This is a genomic window from Methylobacterium sp. A49B, from assembly GCF_053346215.1.
In genome coordinates this window covers 26,822-45,035 of the sequence record NZ_JBKFBO010000029.1, presented here as the reverse complement: position 1 = coordinate 45,035, position 18,214 = coordinate 26,822, and the positions used below count along the sequence as shown (strand labels likewise).

Genomic DNA, 18,214 nt, shown 5'->3' with positions numbered 1-18,214 from the left:
GGTAGACGCTGACATCCTCAGTCGCGTCAGCCGGACCCGTGTGGTTCTGGCCGCCGCCCATCGGGACCACGACACGTCGAACAACGCGGACGCCAACCTCGCGGCCTTCTGCCAGCGGTGTCACATGATCCACGACCGGCCGGAGCATCAGAGGCGGCGCTGGCGCACCCTGTTCCGGCGGAAAGCGCTCGGCGATCTGTTCGGAGGGCCCTACGACTAGAACCGGGCATCCTTTCACCTCCAGCAACGATCAGGAGCAAGAGCCTTCGCCACTCGGGTCCATCGTCGGTTGGAAGTTGCAGCTACAGAGCCGAATGAACGCTGAGTTCATCGAAGCGCTCCCCAAGGTCGGGGGTGAACGTCACCGCCGCCTCGATCAGCAAGAGCGTTGCCGCGATCACCACCGCTCCGGTGAGCAACCGTGTAATGGCCGCAGCGTGTGCGCGAGTGACGTGGATCACCGCGCAGCCCAGCGCGAAGGCGCAAACCTGTGCTGCGGGTGCGATCAAGCTCGTGGTCATCGCGGGTGCTCTGATCGCTGGGTCGGCGCGAAAGGGCCCGCCGAGTGGCTGTGTGATGAAGCTGAACGGGAACTGGAGCCCGTCTCGACGCGATCAGCGACGCGTCGGTTGACTGCTTCGCCGCCAAGATAGCTTGGGCACCAAGGATCGTGCGCCATCACAGCCCCCTCATGGCGAGCGGCAGGAGAACGCCGGTCAGGACGCCGTTCAGGCTCATGCCGAGACCCGCGAAGGCACCCGCAACCTCGCTGATCTGCAGCGCCCGCGCGGTGCCGATCCCATGCCCGGCGATACCGATCGCCAGACCCGTGATGCGGTCGTCCTCCACGCGCAGCCAGCGCTGGATCGCCGGTCCGGCGATGGCGCCGGTGATGCCCGTGCTAATCACCAGAACGGCGGTCAGGGCTGGTACGCCGCCGATCGACTCCGAGATCCCGACCGCGATGCCGGTGGTCACGCTCTTGGGCGCAAGCGACAAAAGCGTGATTTTGGTCGCACCCAGCGCCCAAGCGATGCCTACAGCGCTGAGGATGCCAGTCGGCAGCCCCACAAGGAGCGCCGCAGCGATCAGGCCACCCGAGGCGCGGATCAGTGTCGTCTGCCGGTACAGCGGCACGGCCAGCAGCACGACCGTCGGCGCAAGGAGGAACTGGATGAACCCCGCTCCGCGCAGGTACGTCGCGTAGGACGTGCCCGTGATGTTGATCATGATCACGACCAGGGCGATCGCGACCAACGTCGGGTTGAGGAACGGATTGTTGCCGCTCCAGCGCGCCAGGCGGACCGCTGCCAGGAAGGCGAGGACGGTCGCGCCCACTTCGAGGATCGGCTGCTCGGACAGGATGGCCCAGGGATGAGGATCAGGCACGAAGATCTGCCTCCCCGAGGCTACCGGCACCGACTTGCCTCCGACGCCTGGCCCATGAACGGACCAGCACGAGGCTCGTGATCGTCGCGAGCAAGGTGACGACAGTGCCGCCGATGATTGCCGCGAGGATGGGGACGAACTCTGCCTTCAGGACATCAGCGTGGGCAACGACGCCGACGCCCGCGGGAACGAAGAGCAGGCCGAACAGAGCGAGCATTCGGTCTGCCAGACGGCCGAGGTCGTCAGGCAAGGTCTTGTGCCAGAGCAGGTCCAGGTAGAGAAGCACGAGGCCGATCACGGGCCCGGGCACGGGCACGAGACCGAGCCGCATCAGGATCTCGCCCAGTCCCAACCAAACGACCACGCGTGCAATAGCTTCGAGCATGGAGCTAGGAGCCGTCGGGGGATCAGTTCTGGATGGTGCAATGGGCAACGTCGCCCGTCGGCAGAAACTCGCAGATGGTGATCGCGTCGATCCTGGTCGAAGACGAGGCGCTCGACGCCACGCTGATCGGCGGCGAGACGAGCATTGTCGCCACAAAGGCGGCGGCTGCCAGGGTGAAGCCGGCGGTGAAGAGTGTCACGATCCGCATGACCTATCTCCGATTGCGAGCGAGGCTTCGGTAGCCGGACGGCTCCGGACGATTAGCCTCGGCCGGAAGTGGATCAGCATTCGCAATGCGGCGCCTCCCCTAAAACGAGGAGATCGGTCCATTCATTCGAATGTGAATTGTTTTCGCTGAGAAATTATCTTCTCATACCGACATCGAATGCGATCAATGCTTCATTCCGAAACGAAGCATGGTGCTGATCTGCACAATGGATGGGCAATTGCGATGGAGGCAGCTCGCTTATCTCGTCTAATTGAGTCGATTTACGACTGCGCGATTGATCCTGCGCTCTGGCCAAGCACCCTGGAGCAGATCGCGGCCGCCCACGGCAGCATGGCTGCGACGCTCAACGTCATGGATTTTGTCACAGGCGCAGAACGCACGCTCGTGCACGTCGGCATCTCCGATCACTACCAGACGCTCTACCGGGAGCGTTACCAAGGCTGCGACGTGTTCGCCCACAGCCTCCTCCTCAGCCCAGTTGATCAACCGGCAACGTCCGAGGAACTCGCTGCCGAGGAGGAGCTGCTGCAGAGCCGCATTTACCGCGAGTGGGCTGTCCCTCAGGGCTTTCGCTACGTGCTCCTGACCGCCCTCATCAAGAACCAAGCACGCTTGGCGTTCATCGGCATCACCCGCAGCGAAGAGGGCGGCCCTTACGACGCCGAGGAACAGGCCCGCATGGCTATGCTGGCGCCTCATGTGCGCCGTGCGATCACCATCGCCGACCTGATTGATCACAAAACGCTTGAGCGTGACGACTTGGCGGCCACGCTCGACGGGCTCACGACTGCCGTGCTGGTGCTCAGCGCGGACGGACGGCTCGTCTATAGCAATGCAGCCGGACGAGCTGCGCTGGCACGTGAGGATCTGCTGCTCTCTCGGATCGGGATCGTCGAGCCGTGGGACCGAACTGTATTACCTGCCTTCCGCGCCATGCTCGCCGCGGAGGCTGGCGGAACCGTTAGCCTAGCGAGGCGCGGCAGAGGCAGTGCGGTCGTCTCGGCTCTGCCACTCAACAGCGGCCGCCGCCGCATTACCGCACCTGGGCAAAAGCGGGTCGCCTTGTTCGTGCAGGACAATCCGTGCGGTCCGCACGCGATCGAGCTGCTTGGGCGAGCCTACGGCCTCACTGGGGCTGAGCTGCGTGTTCTGCTCGGGCTAGCAGACGACGCCACACCGGCCGACATCGCGAAGCGCTACGGTATCGCCCCATCGACGGTACGCACTCACCTGAAGAGCCTATTCGCCAAAACAGGCGCCAAACGGCAGAAGGATCTGGTCAAGCTGCTGCTGTCCACGCCGCCCGTCGCGGCGAAGCCGCTGTAGATGGACTGATCGCAGGTTTGGCGCGCTCACCGGACCACTTCTTGGGCGATGTTGGCGAGGCCACCCCTGAACAGATCCTCGATCTGTGACACTGCGCCTTCATCGCATACACTCTGAAGGCGGAACGTCGCCCGCCATGTCACGACCGATCCGTTCCCGACCGGGAACACGGCGAGGACCGCGCGGTGCTGCTTCACTGGCCACGGGCTATGAACCAGGGCGTAGCTGTAGGTCATGGTGTCGTCGTCGCGGTCGAGTTGAACCTCGACGAGCGTGCCGATGCCTCGCACGCTGAGACTGCGAACAATCTGACCTCCGTCATGGGACAGGGCGCATGCCCGGGCTTGGCCGTGCCAGCGGCGGATATCGCAGAACTGCCCGATGACAGCCCACACGGCCGCGGGAGAAGCAGGAATTTTGCGGGTTTGCGACACCTCCAGAGTCGGGTTCCCCGACGCGCCGAGCAGAGTCATTGAGATCGCAGTCGCGACGGGGATACAGCGCGCTGCGAGCGCAGGAAGCAGCAAGCTCATCGGATCGCTCCTCTGCTCGGTGCAGCTGAGGTTGGCTCTGTGCAGCCAGGGTCAGGAATAGGGAGCGGAGTTCCAGCGTACCCTCCCTCAAACGGAGGAGTGCCTCGCTTTTTCCTCCATCAGCTGATCACCTTCGCGTTCGTCATACCGTCCGCATGCAGACCCTCACCGCATAGCTCCACCGGTTCTACCGCCCGCGAGAATTCTCACAGGGTCACCTCGGCTGAGGTCGACCGCTGCCCCTCGGCAGCCCTTCTTCGGTTCCGCTGGCCTCGTTTTCTCCAGATCTGGAACCTCAGTAGGCGTGCTGGTCACGCTTTTGACCCCTCCCCCCAATGAAGGGGTGGGCCGAGTGGCATACCCCTTGGCAAGGGTATCCCCGTCATGGGGATGCCTTGCCGGTTTCCGGGCAAGGCGGATCCAAGCCAACCACTCCGGGCTGATGATGCGGATCACGTTCGTGTCGTTGCGGAAGCCGGTGATCTGGCGCTCCTCGACGGTCAGGAGCCCGAGCTGCCGGGCTTCGCGGATCGCATTCTTGACGGTCGAGCGGCACACGCCCGCCACCGCGGCCATGTTCTCGATCGACAGCCGGCAGTCCTTCCGGCGTGCCGTCTCGGCCGCCACCAGGGCGAGGACCGCCTGCTCTGCCAGCGTGAACCGGGCCGCGATGGCCGGAGGAAGCCGCCCAGAGGCCGCCCAGCGGCGGCGGCGCTCTATCGAGGCATCCGTGCGCGGGCGCGAGCCGACGGCCCTCATGGGCGATCCTACGCGATCCTGAGCGGCAACCGCAGCCGCATCGGTTCTCGGTGGGTTCAGCCTCTGTCCGGCAATGTGTGCACTAGCTGACATTCTCCGCGCCTCGATGAGAACGGATAGCGACTCGGCCTCGGCCTCCGTCACCTGCCCTTCCCCATAAGCGCGCCAGAGCGCAGCCGTGACGGCCGGCAGCGCGGCACACGGGGCCGTCTCCGCCTGTCGGCGGATCTCCTCGGCATAGGTCATCAATCCCGGTCCTTCTCGGACCGCGGCTGTGAACAGGCACGACTTCATCGCTCCGGGAATTGGCGTTCCCGTTGACTCCCGAGGGGAGCTGTGGCTTCTGAGGGATTGTTCGGGGCCCTCGTTGGCCTTCTCGATTTCGCGGGCTCTCTGTTTGGCGACAGGGGGCCCGTAGTCGTTTCAGGGTCTCAGATCCGCGGTGGCTGCTCTCCTGGTGTTGGCCGCGACTCGCCAAAGGCGGCCGGGCCGGAACGGTCCATGTCGGCCGGGCGGCACGGTTAAGTCAACGTTGAGGGGTGATCAGCGCGACCATGCCGGCCGGACCCTCAACCTTAGCCAATCTGCGCAAGGCCGGATTGATCACAAGCTTTGAGGTCGTCGCGGCCGTTGACGCTTACATGCGAAACCCAGCAGCAGGGCCCTACCGCTTTGCCAGTGGCCACAGCCTCGACATCGCGGCGGCCATCGCAGCGTCAGCCGACTTCAAAGCGCTGGCAGCGCGGCCAGGACCGAAGGAGAAGACGCTTCGAACTGCGGTGACCATGGTGGCGATGGCAGCGCTATTGACGTTGCCCTGACCTCGCTGTGTTTCGGCACGGTCTCGCACTTGCCTCCACGGCCCGCTTTTCGCACCTTCGCAGCATGATCCGGTCGGAACTCATCGCCCGCATCGCCGAGCAGAACCCACACCTCTACGCCAAAGACGTTGAGGCGGTCGTTTCCGCCATCTTCGAACGGATTGTTGCGGCGCTGGCAAACGGTGACCGTGTCGAGCTGCGCGACTTCGGGGCCTTCTCGACACGGGAAACTGAAGCCCGCACTGGCCGAAACCCGCAATCGGGCGCCATCGTGCGGGTCGCAGCCAAAGCCCACGTCCACTTCAAGCCGGGCAAGGGAATGCGGACCCGGCTCAACCTTCAGAGGACCCACCCTGAACAGAAGGCCGAGCAACTTCTGCAGGCTGAACTTCGTTCGGCAGCCGCTGCGTGGCCCGCACGATCCTGACGTGTGGCGGCTCGGGGTCCCGAGCAAGGCGCCGATCTGCTGGTGAATGTCGAGCCGGCACCGGGCGAGCCGCAGCAGCTCGTCGCCGGCCGCGTTGAGGCCGAGACAATCAACACGACGGTGGGCGGAATGCAGCCGCCGGTCGAGCCAGCATGCTGAACGGCACTTGGCCAGTAGGCAGACGTTGTCTCAGCGAGCTCGAAGGACGCCTGCTATGCGAGCCCCGAACAACGACCCCGAAGCTCGCCGATGGGCGATCTGGAGCCTGTTCGCGATCCCGATCGGCGCTGTCCTCGCAATCTACCTCGGATGGCACCCCCTTGGGCCGGACATGGTCTGGACCAACGGCGGTAGTGACGGCCGCTGGCTGGGCTTGTTCATCGGCATCCTGTTCGTCGGCATGGGCGGCATGGCCCTGTGGAATTGGCTGTTCGCTCGGCCGCTGACGCCGGAGGAAGAGCGGATGCGCGACATGATGCGAGACTGGCAGCGGGAGCGCGATCGCTTCACGGGCGGGGGCGGCTCCTAGCAGGAGATCAACGCGCATCAGGCGTGCTCCAGCAGGTCGACGAGGAACGAGCCAGCCGCCGCGATGACGTTGCCGCGCCCGCGCCAGGGAAGCACGACGGCCTCGGGTTGGGGCTCGGCCAGCACGTCCGGCAGAACGACCTCGGGCGCCTCCTCCTCGCGATCCTGATCGCCGCCGCGCAGCCATGTCACTTGCGAGCCGGTGGTGTTCTCGGGAGCGGCCAAGGACGGCTCATCGTCCCCGCCGTCCTCGTGGTCGGCGTCGCCGTCCATGCGGTCCAGCACGGCGATGATGCGGTCCGCCGCGTCGAGGGCGGTCTGCGCCGCCTCCTCCAGGCTGGCGCGGAGCGCCGGCCTGGCCAGCGGCTCCGGGAGGATCGGAGCGGCCGGCTTCGGTCGCGGGGTGAAAGTGAGCACGTCGCCCATGATGTCGAGTCTCAGGTGAAGGATGGCCCGGCTGACCCGGCCGGGGCGGTACGCAGGTACGCGAAGGGATGGGTAGCCGCTGTCAGCGGCCCCGGCGCTCGGCCTCGGCATGGGCCAGCAGATCACGGGCGAAGGCCTCGGTCTCGTCGGGGTCGCCGTTCTGGATCACCGGCAGGGCCAGCATCTCCAGCCGGGTCTCGCGGTCGCTGTTGAGCAGGGGCGTGCGCCGCCTCGCCTCGTTGTTGGCTGCGGTCTCCACGTCGGTCAGGGCATCGCCGAGCCACTGCATCAGCTTGCCGGCAGCGTTGTAGTCGTCACCTGAGCCGCGGGCCTTGCATCGGGCCGTCCACACGGTGGCGTAGGCGACGCCGCCTACGAGGTCCGCGAGGTCGTGAAGGGCCTGCAGTTCGTCCAGCGAGGCAGACGCGAAGTCGATCATGCCGACGAGGCTGACAGCGGCGGGGTGTTCGCTGGCCGGCTGTTCTACTGGCTGGGCCTCCGACTCGACCGCCTCGGCAATGGTGCCGCTGTCCTGGCCTAGCACTGCGGATGAGCCCGCCACCAAGTATCGGGTGCGCGCTAGGTCCAGCAGCTTGCCCCAGCCTTCAAAGGTACGCTGCGCGCTCTCCAGCGCCGCGAGCATGGTGACGGGCACCTCCGCGTCGCGGTCGCCCCCCTTCTTGATGAAGGCGACCAGTTCGGGCTTGGTCATGCGCAGCGTCCGGTCGGCGACGTGCATGCCGATGGCGTGGTGAGCGAACTTCTTCATCCAGCCGTTCGGGTCGCGGGTCGGCGTGTCGAAGGTGTAGGCGGTGAAGTCGAGGCTGGCGGCCTCCTCGACCGTGGCGGGGTGGTCATCGTTCGCCACGGCGTCGTCCTGCACGTCGCGCCAGAGCGAGTGCGACAGGATCTGATCCGGATCCGGCTCCTCCGGCAGTTCCGCGAGCAGGGCCTTCCGCTGGTAGTGTGAGAGTGCCCGAAGCTTCACGCGGAAGCCGGCGGCCGTGAGAGCTGGCAGTGCGGCTACCTTCTCGGCGAGGTCGGCTGCGGCTTCACCGGCTGCCTCGGCCTCCCCCTCAAGCTCGGGCGTGACATGCTCGGTCTGGATCCGGAACAGTTCCGTCCGCCACGCATCCCAGGCGAGCACGATCTCCTCGGCGCGCGCCTGAGCCTCAGGATGGGGAACGATCTCGTGCCGCTTTCCGGGGTGGTCAGGGTTCTCACGCTCGCCGGGGCGGATCGGGCGCAGCACCTCGTGCATCATCGGCATGATGCGCCGCAGCCGACCTACATCTTGATAGTGAACCTCACGCCCCTCTAGCGCCTCGGGCATCATCCAGTTCTGGTGCACGTTCAGGCGGGCGTCGGAGGCTCGGTAGATCAGGCAGGCCGGGCGCTGGGGCATGTGCCGGTCGGCTTCCCGCTGGGCCGCGTTGCAGGCCTCGCCGGCTGCAATCTCGCGGGCACGAGCGGCCTCGAATTGGCGCCCGAGCCGCAGCAGCTCGGCATCCACCTCAATCTCGGGTTCGCCGATCGCGAGGATGTCCCGCACAAGGCTCTCCTCAAGCCCCTCCGGCCAGGAAACCTCCTCGTTGCGCTGGGCGACGCGGGCCTTGAGCTGCAGCCCTGCCAGCGTCCTAGCGGGCATGTTGGAAATCTGGCCCTCGACCTCGCACAGGTCGTCCATGGCTTCGGCGGTAGCGAACTCAGCCTCCTCGATGCCTGTGCGCTGACGCCAGCCGGGGATGAGCCTCGCCCACTCCGCGATCGGCTCGCGCGGCGGTGGCGCCTCGACGTTCGGGGCGTTGTCCGAGATGGTGTCCTGCTCCTCAAGGGCCCTCGTGTAGGCGGCTGCACGAGCCTCCCATTCGGGTTGCAGCGCCAGCAGTTCAGCGTCGCGAGGATCGGGTGTGATCTCGGGTTCCGCCTGCATCACGGCGGGCTGACGGGTCACGCGGGCAAGGTCGGTCTGTAGGCTAGCGGCGCGCTCGCGCAGGCTAGCAGCAGGGTCGCGGCGGATCAGCTTCTGGAGGGACGTGCGCAGGGACATCGCGGGATCCTCGGGTGAGGTCGCGGGCGTCCGGCCCGCTCGGGTTGCGGGCTGCGTTCAGAGGAGCGAGGCGAGGCCGGTCAGGACCATGCCGCCACCGATGATGGCGAAGGCGGCCAGCAGGTTGTTGGCGATGTCCATGACCCGAAGCGCCCGGGCGGTCGCGGTGTCGGGGCGGTACGGCTCCACGGCCTGCCAGGGTTCGATGGTCCCGGGTGGGTCCTCGTTCGGGAGGGTCAGCGGCGCGGACTGATGATACCGATCGACGCCGGGTAGGAGCCGTGTCGTACCGAGGCGTCCGGACGGCGCAGCCTGCGGGATCACGACCGGCGGCAGATTGGTGCCGAGGAACAGCGTCAGATCGGCGGCGCGGGCTTCGGCGATGCCGTAGGCGGGCTGGTGCCCATCCTTGAACTGCGCCTCCTCCGCCAGCCACCAGCGCAGGTGCGCCCGTAGAGCCAGGGCGCCGAACCGGCTGGAGCACGCGGTCGAGGTCAGGGTGTCGCTGGCGTCGTCGTAGGCCGCCTCAGCGCGCAGGGACGCATCCCCCTCGGGGGCGATCTGGAAAGCGTCATAGGCGGCGCGGTGGTGCTCGATCAGAGCGTGGATCGGATCGACTGCGGTCGAGACGTGCGAGATCATTCCCATAGTTCAGGGCTCCAAGCTTTCAGTGTTTCAGGGTTTCAGGTTTTAGGTTCTTCCGGAAACTGGGAGATGCGGAGGTTCAGTGTGCGCTGGCGCGGCGGGCGGCCTTGGCGACCTGCCACGCAGCCTTGAGGGCGGAGGACATCGCCTGAGGGCGGGAGACGCCGCAGCGCTCCATGATGCCGGTTGCGGCCTTACAGGCGGCGACCATGATCGCGGTACGGTCATAGCGGCCAGCGACGACGAGGGGGCGGGTGCGGGCGCCGACCTGGATCAGAGCGCGGGCGCCGAGCAGACCGGCGGGGATCGTCGGGCGCGCGTCGTGGAGGCTACGGGAGAGGCGGGTCCAGGAGACAGTGCGGAAGGGCATCGAGGTACATATCCCTGTGTGTGAGACATAGGATATGCTTTTGTGGTGTGCTGTCAATAGCCCTATGCGAGAGACATTGCCTTTGCCGCTCCTGTCGCCTATCTTCACCGTGCCCAGTGCCGCCCGCGATCCAGATGCCGCCGAAACCGCTTCGCCTCACCCCACGCCTATGTCGCGCTGGCCGCGCCCTGCTCGGTTGGCGTCAAGCTGATCTGTCTGGGGCGTCCGGCGTCCCAGAGCCGACGATCAACGCGTTCGAGGCCAAGCCGGAGACCGGGCGGATGATCACCGCGAACGCGCGGTTGTTGATCGAGGCGTTCGAGAAGGGTGGGCTGGAGTTCATCCCTGAGAACGGCGGCGGGTCCGGGCTTCGGTTCCGGCTCCGGCTCCGGGAAGACGGCACCAGGGACGAGCACTGAGATGCCGATCCCCGCCTTCACGATCGATGGTGTTCTCCCGCCCTTCGTTGGCCCGCATGGGCCGGGCGGAGCGCGCGAGGATATGACCCCTTACCGAGCGAGCGCGCAAGAAGTCGTCAACACCTTCGGGACCAGCGCGCGACGCCAAGACATCTTGCTTGGATGGCTAAATTTCCGCTCAAGTCTCCGATCGTCCGGCATCACTCGGGGCTTCCAGTGGATTGATGGGAGCTTCGTCGAGCAGAAGGACCCGAAGGACATCGACGTGATGACGTTCTTCTACAGGCCAGCCGCACTCCAAGACCCTGCTCAGAGGGCACTATGGGTGGCGACGCATGGCCATTTGTTGAACAGAGGTATAGTGAAGTTCTTGTACAACGTGGACTCCATGTTGCTCGACTTGAACGGCAGCCCAGAGATCCTGGTGGACAGCACCCGGTATTACGGCAGCCTTTTTTCCCATCGCCGCGGTGATAATGTCTGGAAAGGCATGTTGGCGGTTCGTTTAGAGGATTTGGCAGACGATCAGGCGGCGCTCGCGGCGATCAGCCCGCCACCCACCATCGGCGTCCCGGGAGTTGGGCCATGAGTTCGCTCAAAAAGATCGAACGCGACCAGCGGGCCGCCGAGCTTTCGTCTGTCAACGCTCTGATCGACCGGCTCACCGACGAGGATTTCATCACGCGTATTGGGCTTGAGGCGCGCCGAGATGAGATCGCCGCCGATCTCGTCGCTATGGGTGAGGAACCTGAGTCTCCGACCGCGTCGGCTGCGCTGTTCTTCGGAGGTCGGCCGGTTGCTGGCTCCCGTGGGATCGAGTCCGAGTTTGGGGGGTCTGCGGTCAGCAAATTTCAGGACCTTGTCGCGAAGCTCATGGCGGATGAGGCGGGATCGCTCGGTCAGCGAGGCGTCGTACCGAACAAGGGCGCGGCAACGCTGCACATCACGAACGTGGTGCGCGGGTCTTTCGGCTTCCTCCTCGAAGAGGTCGAGCCTCAGGGTGAGGCACTTGATACGTCCCTCAAGGTTGCCGTTGATAACGCGGCGCAGCTTCTGGGCGCATTCAGCGAGACGAGCGAGGACAGGTTCCGCGCTACCGTTGAGAACATCGATCAGCGTGTGCTGGCGACCGCACAAGAGTTCTTCTCGCTTATGCGGGCGAGCGGCGCCACGTTCCGACTTCTGGCAGGGGACGAGGATCGATCCTTCGGGCTCGACGATGTCTCCCGGGCAGCCGAGCGCGCATCCTCCACTCGTGTCACCGAGACGCCAGAGCAGATCGAGGGGCAACTGGGTGGCGTGCTACCTGACGCGCATCAGTTCGAGTTTCGCAGCACGATGCGGGGCCCCATCAAGGGGGGCGTTGACCGATCCATCCCTGCGTCCGATCTCGCTGAGCTGAACCGCACGATGGTCAACGTGGACGCCGTTGCGACTTTGAAGGTACGCCGCGTACTCCGTGACGGCGAGGTCGTCCGCGAGAGCTTCACGCTGATCCGCCTGGAGCCGCGACAGGAAGCTCCCGCGGCGCTCTAATCGGGCTGATCTACTCCACCGTGTGCCACTTCACAGGCGGTAGGGCTGGGCCGGGTGTCGTCGCGTCCCGCTGGTAGAAGGTCCGCCGATCGCCGGTCACGGCCTCGGCGACATCGTCGATCGCCTCGATCACCTTCGAGGTCGCGGTGTAGAGCGGGCCCTGCGGCTTGGCCCTCGTGAGGACCAGGACGCACTGCTGCCGCCAGCGTCGGATCTCCTCCAGAAACGCGACCTCCTCGGCCCGCACGAAGACCCCTCGCCTCACCATTCTGCCGCTCCGCACCGTTCGGCGAGGACATAGAACTTTTGCGGAACATCGGGAATGGCGGTCCGTCCAATCTCGGCTTGGACGGACCGCCATTCCGGACCAGCACTGCCGAACTATGAGCGGCCGGAGAGGACGCGTCTTGCTGATAGCCCATCCCGTGAGCGCTCAAACGACACTCTCATCCGCTCGCGGCATTAAGTGCAGGTAATCTGGGTTGAAGCCGCAGAACGCCCGCAGCCGCTCCACGTCCGGCACTTCCAGGCGCCGATGGCGCAGCACGATTAACCCAGCCTCACGCAGCCCCTGCAACGTGCGGTTCACGTGCACATCGGTCAGGCCGAAGATGTCAGCGAGGTCCCCCTGCCGGATCGGCATGGGACAGCTATTCTCGTCGGCCAGACCAACCACCTGAAGCCGTAGCAGCATTTCGCAGAAGAAGTGGGCCAAGCGCTGATCGGCAGATCGCTGACCAAGATTGACCAGCCACTCGCGTAGCACAGCTACGTCCACCAAGGTGGCCCATCTCAAGGCGCGAGCGAGACGCGGATGGTTCTCGATCAACTCCAGGATTGTCGCCCGCGGGATCTCCACCACAGTGCACGGCGTGAGCGTGGCGATCGTGTGGTCCATCCGGCTCAGGAGGGCGACGTGCAGGTCACAGAAGTCGCCGGGAACCAGCACGGCCATGATCTGACGGTTGCCGCCCTCCATCATCTTGTAGCGACAGGCGAAGCCGTCGAGGACGAGATGGACGTTCTCGGGTCGATCGCCCTGCTGGATGAGGTCTGCCCGACGCTCGACGGTTTGGACCGTCTCGCACACGCGTCGAACGAGACAGCGATCCGCCTCGGTCAAACTGCCAGCGTATTCAAGCTTGCGGATCAGAGGATTTGTTTCCATCCGGGCATACCACCGCGCATCTTGCGGTGCCCCCTCCCGCTAAACTGGTCTGTCCGACTTGCGCCGCTGGCTCGACAGCACCGGAGCCTCCTGTGAGACGATGTCGAGCCGGAACAATACCAGCCTCCGCTCGTCCGTCACCTCGATGTGCCAGTCCTCGCCGAGGGCAATCTTCTGAGCCTCGTCCGTGAAGATCGCGCCTGCCAAGCGGATCGCCTCGATCCGCGCCGTCTGCCAATCGGCCAATTCGGTGCCCGTGTCGTCGAGTGAACTCGTCCCGTCGTACACGTTGAAGAAGAACCTTGGCACGGATACCTCCGCCGTTCAGGCGGGGACCAAAGTCCTCATTCGGGGCATGCCCAGAGATGGCCCGCGATTGTCGCCATCTTCGATGATTTCGACCAAGATTTCTATTCGATAAATTAGTTTTTCGACCGGCGTGTTGGTCTGCCGCACGCGTCGATGTGCCGAGCAAGCATCAGGAACACAGGCGGCGATTACGTTGATCTCAGATGCAGGTAGGCTGGATCGAAGCTGCTGTACGCCTTCAACTGCGGCACGTTCGGGATGGTGAGCCGCTTGCGCTTCAGCACGACCAGATCGAGTTCCCGTAAGTGCCGGAGCGTGCGGTTAACGTGCACGCTGGTCATCCCCAGGAGGTCTGCGAGATCGGTCTGCGTCAGGGGTAGATCGTAGCCGTCGTCGTCCGCAAAGCCGACCAGTTGCAGGCGCAGCAGCAACTCGCAGAACAGGTGCGCCATACGCTGGGGAGCTTCGCGCTGGCCCATACCGGCCAGCCACTCGCGCAGGATGGCCTCATCGACCAGCGTCGCCCACCACAGCGCGCGGGTGATGCGCGGCTCGCTGTTCGTCAGGTCGCGCACGGTCGCGGCTGGGATGTTCACGATCGTGCACGAGGAGGCGGCGGCGATCGAGTGATCCATCTGGCCGAGGATCGCCACGTGCAGGTCGCAGAAGTCTCCCGGCACCAGCACGGCGACGATCTGGCGGTTGCCGTCCGGCAGGATCTTGTACCGGTAGGCGAAGCCGGACAGCACGAGGTGTACGTCGCTCGGCGGCTCTCCAGCCTGGATGATGTCCTGGCCAGCCCCGACGTGGCGCGTGCGACTGCATAGTTCGGTCAGCACCGCACGGTCCCTGCCCGTGAGAACTTCAGCCGCCTCCAACTTCCGGATCAGCGGGTTGGTCGTAGGCTCGACACTGAGGGGCATGAGGTCGGCCTCAGCGGTTCAGCCAGACACCGGCATAGCTCAGGGTCGCGGAGAAGATCGGTCGCCCATTCTCGTCGGTGACCAGAACGACGAAGGAGCGTCGGTCGCCGTCCTTGGGGATCTCGTCGCGGGCGATGTCGGGCAGGGTGCGGATCGCGATCTTCCGAGCCGCCTCGTCGTCGGCGCATTCGGTGCCGGTATTGTCGCGGGTCGAGCCGCCGTCGTGGATGTCGAAGAAGTAGCGGGGCACTCGTCGCGCTCCCTCTGGCATGAGCCGGGAGCACAATCCTCTCACAGTCACTGACGGCTCGGGCCAGGGTCAGCGATGGGTGTGCCTACCTCTCATCAAGCAGAGGCACCTTTACATAGGTGGGAAATTTTCGTCGGGAATTAACGTTTGTTGTCGTTGTTCACGAGTTCTGATCGGCACGGATGACGCCGCAAGCCCCCTTTCTATTGTTGCGCTGGCTGGCCGTTTCACTCTGCTCGTGTCGAATGGCAGCAGGGCTATGCTGCCCTGACGGAGCATGAGGCCCGTGTATAAACCGCCACGATCACGGTGTCGCGCGATGTGTAAGCAACGTAAGTTGGTGCATCGATCGTCCGCGAGCGGACAGATTTTGCGCACAGCGCTGTGGGCGCTACCAATTTCATGGATGCGCAAGCGTGTCAGATCCAATCGTCAGCACAGCCGAGGCCCCACCCGGTCAGCGAACTTACCGCGCCTATCACCTTGACCGCGATGGCAGTGTGCGACGAGCGGAGATCATCCACGCGGAAACGGATGATGAGGCGAAGGTGATTGCGGCGACGCTCGTGAATGGCTGCGGCATCGAGCTTTGGGAGCGCGCGCGCTTTCTCGGCAGCTACCCACCGTTGGACGCACCTCCGGCTGCCGATTGATCGTCAGGTTGCACAACAAGCGTCAGATCAAGGGTTCGACGCTGTCCGCATGTCGAGAGCCGCCACTCCCTGATCGGCAGTTCTCACCCCTGAACCGTAAAGCCCATGCTGATGGCAGTCTTCACCATCGTGCGGCGCAGACCCGGGGTGGTGTCCTTGTCCGCCAGCAGCTTCTTGGCCTGGGGGTGCATCTCGATCGCCTTGGCCACGTCGATGGTGTGCCCCGACTTGAAGGCGAACGGCTTGGCGTCCTCGCCCTTCAGGTAGGCGGCCGTCGCCGCCGCGATCTCCTCGTCCGTCACCTCGGATTTCCGACGCAGGTCGCCGACGCTGGGGATCTCTTTGGCCATGCGCTGCCCCTACTCCGCCCGCCGGGGAGCGTCCACCATCGACGGGTCGGCCGGGTGTGGCACTACGGTCTTCCGGAATTCCGGGTTTCCAGAACCCCCGTTGTCCGCAGTTCCGCGATCCCGTGTTTCCACGTACCCTGAAGGTCGGTGTTCCGGGGTTCCCGAGCCCGTGAAGCCCGCACATCAGGGAATGCTTAAGCCCTGCTTTCCATGATACCGGAGCGCCCGAAGTGCCGAAGCCCGGAAACCCGCAATGCATGTGATCCTGGTGGCGACGCAGAAGGGCGGCGCAGGCAAAAGTACCATCAGCGCGCACTTCGGAGCGTTGGCCGACCGTGAGGGCAAGACGCTCCTCGTGGATGCCGACCCGCAAGGCTCGCTCATGGGCTGGTATCAGAGCCGCAACGCCGAGACGCCGCTCCTCGTCCAGGCCGATGCCAACAGCATCAGCGGGGTTCTCGACGCAGCCGCGGCCGAGGGCATGGACTGGGTCATCATCGATAGCGCCCCGCACAACGCGCCGCTGATGGCAGCCCTGATGACGCGCGCGAGCGTTACCGTCGTGCCAGTCCGTCCGGGACCGTTCGACCTTCGCGCGGCCGGGGCAACCCTGGAGATGGCGCGTGCCCTCAAGGCGCCGATCGCCTGCATCATCAACGCGGCGCCCCCGATCACCCGCGAGAACGAAACCTCGATCGTCACCGAGGCCAGGACGTTCCTCGCGAACATGGATGCCCCTGTCCTTCCGGGTCAGATCTCCCAGCGGGCGAGCTTCTCGCACGCGCTGATCACCGGGCAGTCCGTGTCGGAGTACGAGCCGGACGGCCGTGCCGCCGCCGAGATCCAGGCCATGTGGTCCGCCGTGACCGAGTTGGCCCGCGCCTTCCCCCGCAACGCCAAGAACTGAGGCCCCGATGTCCAAGCCCGCCCGCGGTTCGCTCGCCAGCATGGCTGTGCCGAAGGCCGTGTCGTCCTCGCCCGCCCCGGCCGTGTCCACCCCCGACGCCGAAGCCCCGCGTCAGGAGACCAAGCTATCGGCCGAGCCGACGCCGCGTCGGGCTCCCGTTGACATGAAGACGGTGCAGGTCCGCATCAACAAGGCAGGTTGGAAGGCTCTGCGGGATCTGGGGGACGACAACGACAAGAGCCTTGAGGCGCTGATGGTCGAGGCGCTGAACGACGTGCTGTTGAAGTACCAGAAGCCGCCGGTCGTACAGCGCCGGGTCGGCGAGCGTGGGCAGGAGCGGGAAGGGTAGGGCCGCGTCGATGCCGCCTCGGACAACAACGGCACCGAACTTCCGCCCGGCCGACGCCGATGACCTCCGCAAGATCGAGGTGTGGCTGCGGGAGGAGCGCGCGGCCACGGGTGAGGGCTTCTACTGCAACTGGAACATCATCACCGGGGCGCTCAAGACCGGCGAACTGTTCGTCGTCGATGTCGATGGTGAGCCGGTCGCCTTCCTCGCGAATGAGGGCAGCCACCACAATATCGCTGAGGTGCGTCCGGATCTCCGCGGCCTGGGCTACGGCAAGGTGATCGCAGACTCGATGATCGCCCAGTCGGAAGCCCTCGGGTTGAGCATCATCGAGATCGCCTGCGCGCCGGAGGAGTCCGCGTCGTTCTGGGCGAAGAAGGGGTTCACGCCCGTGCCGTCGCGCCAGGGCTACGGCGGCGGCATCTACGCCTACCGCGAGATCCCTCGGCCCCAGAAGCTCGGCCGCGGCCGTCGTGTCTCGTTCGCCGTCCGGTTCTTCGAGGAACGCGCGCGGTTCTCTGGCGGCGAGCCGTTCCGGGTCTACGAGGGCGAGGGGGAGAAGATGCGCAGTGGTCGCGTGCGCCTGCCACAGCGCGCGGTCTGCTACGACCCGAAGTTGGAGCACCTTCTGGACTGCTACGCCGAGATTGAGGTCGAGGGCACGCGCCTGTTCTTCGACAAGACGAAGCGCGACGCGGCTCGGGAGTTCGGCGTGCGCTTCGACGAGGCCCGCATCCCCTACATCGAGGCCATCCAGCTCCCCGGCTGATGAAGATCGTTCCGCCGTGTTTCAGAACGCTTTGGTTCAGGGTTTCAGGGATTACGGTGTTCGGGCTTGCCGGAATTCCGGTCATACTCTAACTTCCTGTAAGTGGTGTTCTCGGAAGTTGGCAGCAGGTGCGATCAATGAGAAATCCGCCCGAGGACAACACCGCCGCCGCCCGGAGCGCGGCACGCCGTTTTCTCGCAGAACTGCGCGATGCCGCTGATGTCGTCGGGTCGGCTGGATGGGTGAGCATCCCCGAACTCGTCAGCCGCGCTGCCGCGGATGCAACCCGTGAAGCCGAGAAGTGGTCCACCCGGTCCGGGCGTCAGCGTTTCCTCATCGAGTTGGCGGCGGAGGCGCGAAGCGAATGGATGGTGCAGCCCGAGCCGGACGGAGACAGGGCGAAGTTCTACGCCGCGCTTCGTGACCGGATCTCGGAGTTGGCGGCGGCTGAGCGGTGACGTGATGGCAGACCCATTCGACGAGTTGCGCGACGCCTGCTCGGCGGCATCCCGGAACCTCGGCTTCGCCACCGATCCGCAACGACTGCCGCCGGAACTCTGGCAGCGGGTGCTCGCCGCCGTCGAGGCAAAGGCGCGGATGCGCGGGGTCAACCTGCCGGATGGATGGCGCGAGGCGCTGGCCGAGCAGATGGGGCGCAACGACGCCGACGCGTTCACCGGCCCGGAAAGCTGA

29 protein-coding genes and 1 pseudogene are annotated in these 18,214 nt (G+C 65.4%); 14 read left to right on the top strand and 16 right to left on the bottom strand.

Going from position 1 to position 18,214, the window contains the following annotated elements; genetic code table 11:
• Positions 1–220: pseudogene (locus ACLBX9_RS03175) on the top strand (hypothetical protein); the annotation flags it as partial.
• A gap of 82 nt (positions 221–302) precedes the next feature.
• Here the strand turns inward: ACLBX9_RS03175 and ACLBX9_RS03170 are convergent.
• The 4 genes from ACLBX9_RS03170 to ACLBX9_RS03155 all read right to left on the bottom strand — a co-directional run bounded on the left by ACLBX9_RS03170 (position 303) and on the right by ACLBX9_RS03155 (position 1,982).
• Positions 303–521 carry a hypothetical protein gene (locus ACLBX9_RS03170; RefSeq protein ID WP_447717888.1) on the bottom strand — a complete coding sequence of 73 codons (219 nt, stop codon included), beginning with the start codon at positions 519–521 and terminating at the stop codon, positions 303–305.
• Between the two features lie 157 nt (positions 522–678).
• Complete coding sequence (locus ACLBX9_RS03165; protein ID WP_447717887.1) at positions 679–1,389, bottom strand: LrgB family protein; 711 nt, start codon at positions 1,387–1,389, stop codon at positions 679–681.
• Positions 1,382–1,774 carry a CidA/LrgA family protein gene (locus ACLBX9_RS03160; protein ID WP_447717886.1) on the bottom strand — a complete coding sequence of 131 codons (393 nt, stop codon included), beginning with the start codon at positions 1,772–1,774 and terminating at the stop codon, positions 1,382–1,384. Before ACLBX9_RS03160 ends, ACLBX9_RS03165 begins: the two co-directional genes overlap by 8 nt.
• Positions 1,775–1,796: 22 nt before the next feature.
• A complete protein-coding gene (locus ACLBX9_RS03155) occupies positions 1,797–1,982 on the bottom strand; it encodes a hypothetical protein (RefSeq protein ID WP_447717885.1) in 186 nt (61 codons plus the stop codon).
• 186 nt (positions 1,983–2,168) lie between these two features.
• On the opposite strand from ACLBX9_RS03155, the gene ACLBX9_RS03150 reads away from it, so the two are divergent.
• Complete coding sequence (locus ACLBX9_RS03150; RefSeq protein ID WP_447717884.1) at positions 2,169–3,329, top strand: helix-turn-helix transcriptional regulator; 1,161 nt, start codon at positions 2,169–2,171, stop codon at positions 3,327–3,329.
• A gap of 26 nt (positions 3,330–3,355) precedes the next feature.
• Here ACLBX9_RS03150 and ACLBX9_RS03145 read toward each other — a convergent pair whose 3' ends face one another.
• Both ACLBX9_RS03145 and ACLBX9_RS03140 read right to left on the bottom strand, forming a co-directional pair.
• Positions 3,356–3,862: an SRPBCC family protein gene (locus ACLBX9_RS03145; RefSeq protein ID WP_447717883.1), complete on the bottom strand. Its 507-nt coding sequence runs from the start codon at positions 3,860–3,862 to the stop codon at positions 3,356–3,358.
• Positions 3,863–4,027: 165 nt separating this feature from the next.
• Entirely contained in the window at positions 4,028–4,867 is an 840-nt protein-coding gene (locus tag ACLBX9_RS03140; protein ID WP_447717882.1) for a helix-turn-helix domain-containing protein, read from the bottom strand.
• A 293-nt stretch (positions 4,868–5,160) separates the two neighbouring features.
• Here ACLBX9_RS03140 and ACLBX9_RS03135 point away from each other — a divergent pair, with 293 nt between their 5' ends.
• From ACLBX9_RS03135 to ACLBX9_RS03125, 3 genes are all read left to right on the top strand, one after another.
• Positions 5,161–5,442 carry a hypothetical protein gene (locus ACLBX9_RS03135; RefSeq protein WP_447717881.1) on the top strand — a complete coding sequence of 94 codons (282 nt, stop codon included), beginning with the start codon at positions 5,161–5,163 and terminating at the stop codon, positions 5,440–5,442.
• A 7-nt stretch (positions 5,443–5,449) separates the two neighbouring features.
• Positions 5,450–5,869, top strand: a complete 420-nt coding sequence (locus ACLBX9_RS03130; RefSeq protein ID WP_447717880.1) for an HU family DNA-binding protein — start codon at positions 5,450–5,452, stop codon at positions 5,867–5,869.
• Between the two features lie 214 nt (positions 5,870–6,083).
• Positions 6,084–6,398 carry a hypothetical protein gene (locus tag ACLBX9_RS03125; protein WP_447717879.1) on the top strand — a complete coding sequence of 105 codons (315 nt, stop codon included), beginning with the start codon at positions 6,084–6,086 and terminating at the stop codon, positions 6,396–6,398.
• 17 nt (positions 6,399–6,415) lie between these two features.
• On the opposite strand, the gene ACLBX9_RS03120 is transcribed toward ACLBX9_RS03125, so the two are convergent.
• The 4 genes from ACLBX9_RS03120 to ACLBX9_RS03105 form a co-directional block, all read right to left on the bottom strand.
• On the bottom strand, positions 6,416–6,823 hold the full coding sequence (locus ACLBX9_RS03120) for a hypothetical protein (RefSeq protein ID WP_447717878.1): 408 nt from the start codon (positions 6,821–6,823) through the stop codon (positions 6,416–6,418).
• 82 nt (positions 6,824–6,905) lie between these two features.
• Complete coding sequence (locus tag ACLBX9_RS03115; RefSeq protein WP_447717877.1) at positions 6,906–8,873, bottom strand: hypothetical protein; 1,968 nt, start codon at positions 8,871–8,873, stop codon at positions 6,906–6,908.
• A 57-nt stretch (positions 8,874–8,930) separates the two neighbouring features.
• A complete protein-coding gene (locus tag ACLBX9_RS03110) occupies positions 8,931–9,521 on the bottom strand; it encodes a hypothetical protein (protein ID WP_447717876.1) in 591 nt (196 codons plus the stop codon).
• 76 nt (positions 9,522–9,597) lie between these two features.
• Positions 9,598–9,888 (bottom strand): hypothetical protein, encoded by a 291-nt coding sequence (locus tag ACLBX9_RS03105; RefSeq protein ID WP_447717875.1) that lies wholly within the window; start codon positions 9,886–9,888, stop codon positions 9,598–9,600.
• Positions 9,889–10,169: 281 nt separating this feature from the next.
• Here ACLBX9_RS03105 and ACLBX9_RS03100 point away from each other — a divergent pair, with 281 nt between their 5' ends.
• The 3 genes from ACLBX9_RS03100 to ACLBX9_RS03090 are packed head-to-tail and all read left to right on the top strand — an operon-like array spanning position 10,170 to position 11,843.
• Positions 10,170–10,307 (top strand): hypothetical protein, encoded by a 138-nt coding sequence (locus tag ACLBX9_RS03100; protein WP_447717874.1) that lies wholly within the window; start codon positions 10,170–10,172, stop codon positions 10,305–10,307.
• A gap of 1 nt (position 10,308) precedes the next feature.
• The gene (locus ACLBX9_RS03095; protein WP_447717873.1) at positions 10,309–10,896 is read left to right on the top strand and encodes a DUF6932 family protein; all 588 of its coding nucleotides are present in this window, start codon (positions 10,309–10,311) and stop codon (positions 10,894–10,896) included.
• A complete protein-coding gene (locus ACLBX9_RS03090) occupies positions 10,893–11,843 on the top strand; it encodes a hypothetical protein (RefSeq protein WP_447717872.1) in 951 nt (316 codons plus the stop codon). The genes ACLBX9_RS03095 and ACLBX9_RS03090 overlap by 4 nt, the downstream gene beginning before the upstream one ends.
• 10 nt (positions 11,844–11,853) lie before the next feature.
• On the opposite strand, the gene ACLBX9_RS03085 is transcribed toward ACLBX9_RS03090, so the two are convergent.
• The 5 genes from ACLBX9_RS03085 to ACLBX9_RS03065 all read right to left on the bottom strand — a co-directional run bounded on the left by ACLBX9_RS03085 (position 11,854) and on the right by ACLBX9_RS03065 (position 14,493).
• A complete protein-coding gene (locus ACLBX9_RS03085) occupies positions 11,854–12,111 on the bottom strand; it encodes a hypothetical protein (protein ID WP_447717871.1) in 258 nt (85 codons plus the stop codon).
• Between the two features lie 165 nt (positions 12,112–12,276).
• Positions 12,277–13,011, bottom strand: coding sequence for a Crp/Fnr family transcriptional regulator (locus ACLBX9_RS03080; protein WP_447717870.1), 735 nt, complete (start codon positions 13,009–13,011; stop codon positions 12,277–12,279).
• 39 nt (positions 13,012–13,050) lie between these two features.
• The gene (locus tag ACLBX9_RS03075; RefSeq protein WP_447717869.1) at positions 13,051–13,320 is read right to left on the bottom strand and encodes a DUF6894 family protein; all 270 of its coding nucleotides are present in this window, start codon (positions 13,318–13,320) and stop codon (positions 13,051–13,053) included.
• Positions 13,321–13,508: 188 nt separating this feature from the next.
• Positions 13,509–14,243: a Crp/Fnr family transcriptional regulator gene (locus ACLBX9_RS03070; RefSeq protein ID WP_447717868.1), complete on the bottom strand. Its 735-nt coding sequence runs from the start codon at positions 14,241–14,243 to the stop codon at positions 13,509–13,511.
• Positions 14,244–14,253: 10 nt separating this feature from the next.
• The gene (locus ACLBX9_RS03065) at positions 14,254–14,493 is read right to left on the bottom strand and encodes a DUF6894 family protein (protein ID WP_447717867.1); all 240 of its coding nucleotides are present in this window, start codon (positions 14,491–14,493) and stop codon (positions 14,254–14,256) included.
• Positions 14,494–14,909: 416 nt separating this feature from the next.
• Here ACLBX9_RS03065 and ACLBX9_RS03060 point away from each other — a divergent pair, with 416 nt between their 5' ends.
• Positions 14,910–15,146 (top strand): hypothetical protein, encoded by a 237-nt coding sequence (locus tag ACLBX9_RS03060; RefSeq protein ID WP_447717866.1) that lies wholly within the window; start codon positions 14,910–14,912, stop codon positions 15,144–15,146.
• Positions 15,147–15,229: 83 nt separating this feature from the next.
• Here ACLBX9_RS03060 and ACLBX9_RS03055 read toward each other — a convergent pair whose 3' ends face one another.
• On the bottom strand, positions 15,230–15,496 hold the full coding sequence (locus tag ACLBX9_RS03055) for a hypothetical protein (protein ID WP_447717865.1): 267 nt from the start codon (positions 15,494–15,496) through the stop codon (positions 15,230–15,232).
• Between the two features lie 253 nt (positions 15,497–15,749).
• Here ACLBX9_RS03055 and ACLBX9_RS03050 point away from each other — a divergent pair, with 253 nt between their 5' ends.
• The 5 genes from ACLBX9_RS03050 (at position 15,750) to ACLBX9_RS03030 (ending at position 18,214) form a co-directional block, all read left to right on the top strand.
• Positions 15,750–16,403 (top strand): AAA family ATPase, encoded by a 654-nt coding sequence (locus ACLBX9_RS03050; RefSeq protein WP_447717864.1) that lies wholly within the window; start codon positions 15,750–15,752, stop codon positions 16,401–16,403.
• Between the two features lie 7 nt (positions 16,404–16,410).
• Positions 16,411–16,752: a ribbon-helix-helix domain-containing protein gene (locus ACLBX9_RS03045; protein WP_447717863.1), complete on the top strand. Its 342-nt coding sequence runs from the start codon at positions 16,411–16,413 to the stop codon at positions 16,750–16,752.
• A gap of 10 nt (positions 16,753–16,762) precedes the next feature.
• The gene (locus ACLBX9_RS03040) at positions 16,763–17,521 is read left to right on the top strand and encodes a hypothetical protein (RefSeq protein ID WP_447717862.1); all 759 of its coding nucleotides are present in this window, start codon (positions 16,763–16,765) and stop codon (positions 17,519–17,521) included.
• A 137-nt stretch (positions 17,522–17,658) separates the two neighbouring features.
• Positions 17,659–17,979, top strand: a complete 321-nt coding sequence (locus ACLBX9_RS03035) for a hypothetical protein (RefSeq protein ID WP_447717861.1) — start codon at positions 17,659–17,661, stop codon at positions 17,977–17,979.
• A 4-nt stretch (positions 17,980–17,983) separates the two neighbouring features.
• Positions 17,984–18,214 carry a hypothetical protein gene (locus ACLBX9_RS03030; RefSeq protein ID WP_447717860.1) on the top strand — a complete coding sequence of 77 codons (231 nt, stop codon included), beginning with the start codon at positions 17,984–17,986 and terminating at the stop codon, positions 18,212–18,214.

Excerpts from the sequence above, each read along its gene's own strand:
- ACLBX9_RS03170 (WP_447717888.1), bottom strand. The coding sequence starts at position 521 with ATGACCACGAGCTTGATCGCACCCGCAGCACAGGTTTGCGCCTTCGCG.
- ACLBX9_RS03160 (WP_447717886.1), bottom strand. The coding sequence starts at position 1,774 with ATGCTCGAAGCTATTGCACGCGTGGTCGTTTGGTTGGGACTGGGCGAG.
- ACLBX9_RS03155 (WP_447717885.1), bottom strand. The coding sequence starts at position 1,982 with ATGCGGATCGTGACACTCTTCACCGCCGGCTTCACCCTGGCAGCCGCC.
- ACLBX9_RS03150 (WP_447717884.1), top strand. The coding sequence starts at position 2,169 with ATGCTTCATTCCGAAACGAAGCATGGTGCTGATCTGCACAATGGATGG.
- ACLBX9_RS03145 (WP_447717883.1), bottom strand. The coding sequence starts at position 3,862 with ATGAGCTTGCTGCTTCCTGCGCTCGCAGCGCGCTGTATCCCCGTCGCG.
- ACLBX9_RS03140 (WP_447717882.1), bottom strand. The coding sequence starts at position 4,867 with ATGACCTATGCCGAGGAGATCCGCCGACAGGCGGAGACGGCCCCGTGT.
- ACLBX9_RS03125 (WP_447717879.1), top strand. The coding sequence starts at position 6,084 with ATGCGAGCCCCGAACAACGACCCCGAAGCTCGCCGATGGGCGATCTGG.
- ACLBX9_RS03120 (WP_447717878.1), bottom strand. The coding sequence starts at position 6,823 with ATGGGCGACGTGCTCACTTTCACCCCGCGACCGAAGCCGGCCGCTCCG.
- ACLBX9_RS03115 (WP_447717877.1), bottom strand. The coding sequence starts at position 8,873 with ATGTCCCTGCGCACGTCCCTCCAGAAGCTGATCCGCCGCGACCCTGCT.
- ACLBX9_RS03110 (WP_447717876.1), bottom strand. The coding sequence starts at position 9,521 with ATGGGAATGATCTCGCACGTCTCGACCGCAGTCGATCCGATCCACGCT.
- ACLBX9_RS03105 (WP_447717875.1), bottom strand. The coding sequence starts at position 9,888 with ATGCCCTTCCGCACTGTCTCCTGGACCCGCCTCTCCCGTAGCCTCCAC.
- ACLBX9_RS03100 (WP_447717874.1), top strand. The coding sequence starts at position 10,170 with ATGATCACCGCGAACGCGCGGTTGTTGATCGAGGCGTTCGAGAAGGGT.
- ACLBX9_RS03095 (WP_447717873.1), top strand. The coding sequence starts at position 10,309 with ATGCCGATCCCCGCCTTCACGATCGATGGTGTTCTCCCGCCCTTCGTT.
- ACLBX9_RS03090 (WP_447717872.1), top strand. The coding sequence starts at position 10,893 with ATGAGTTCGCTCAAAAAGATCGAACGCGACCAGCGGGCCGCCGAGCTT.
- ACLBX9_RS03085 (WP_447717871.1), bottom strand. The coding sequence starts at position 12,111 with ATGGTGAGGCGAGGGGTCTTCGTGCGGGCCGAGGAGGTCGCGTTTCTG.
- ACLBX9_RS03080 (WP_447717870.1), bottom strand. The coding sequence starts at position 13,011 with ATGGAAACAAATCCTCTGATCCGCAAGCTTGAATACGCTGGCAGTTTG.
- ACLBX9_RS03070 (WP_447717868.1), bottom strand. The coding sequence starts at position 14,243 with ATGCCCCTCAGTGTCGAGCCTACGACCAACCCGCTGATCCGGAAGTTG.
- ACLBX9_RS03055 (WP_447717865.1), bottom strand. The coding sequence starts at position 15,496 with ATGGCCAAAGAGATCCCCAGCGTCGGCGACCTGCGTCGGAAATCCGAG.
- ACLBX9_RS03050 (WP_447717864.1), top strand. The coding sequence starts at position 15,750 with ATGCATGTGATCCTGGTGGCGACGCAGAAGGGCGGCGCAGGCAAAAGT.
- ACLBX9_RS03045 (WP_447717863.1), top strand. The coding sequence starts at position 16,411 with ATGTCCAAGCCCGCCCGCGGTTCGCTCGCCAGCATGGCTGTGCCGAAG.
- ACLBX9_RS03040 (WP_447717862.1), top strand. The coding sequence starts at position 16,763 with ATGCCGCCTCGGACAACAACGGCACCGAACTTCCGCCCGGCCGACGCC.
- ACLBX9_RS03035 (WP_447717861.1), top strand. The coding sequence starts at position 17,659 with ATGAGAAATCCGCCCGAGGACAACACCGCCGCCGCCCGGAGCGCGGCA.
- ACLBX9_RS03030 (WP_447717860.1), top strand. The coding sequence starts at position 17,984 with ATGGCAGACCCATTCGACGAGTTGCGCGACGCCTGCTCGGCGGCATCC.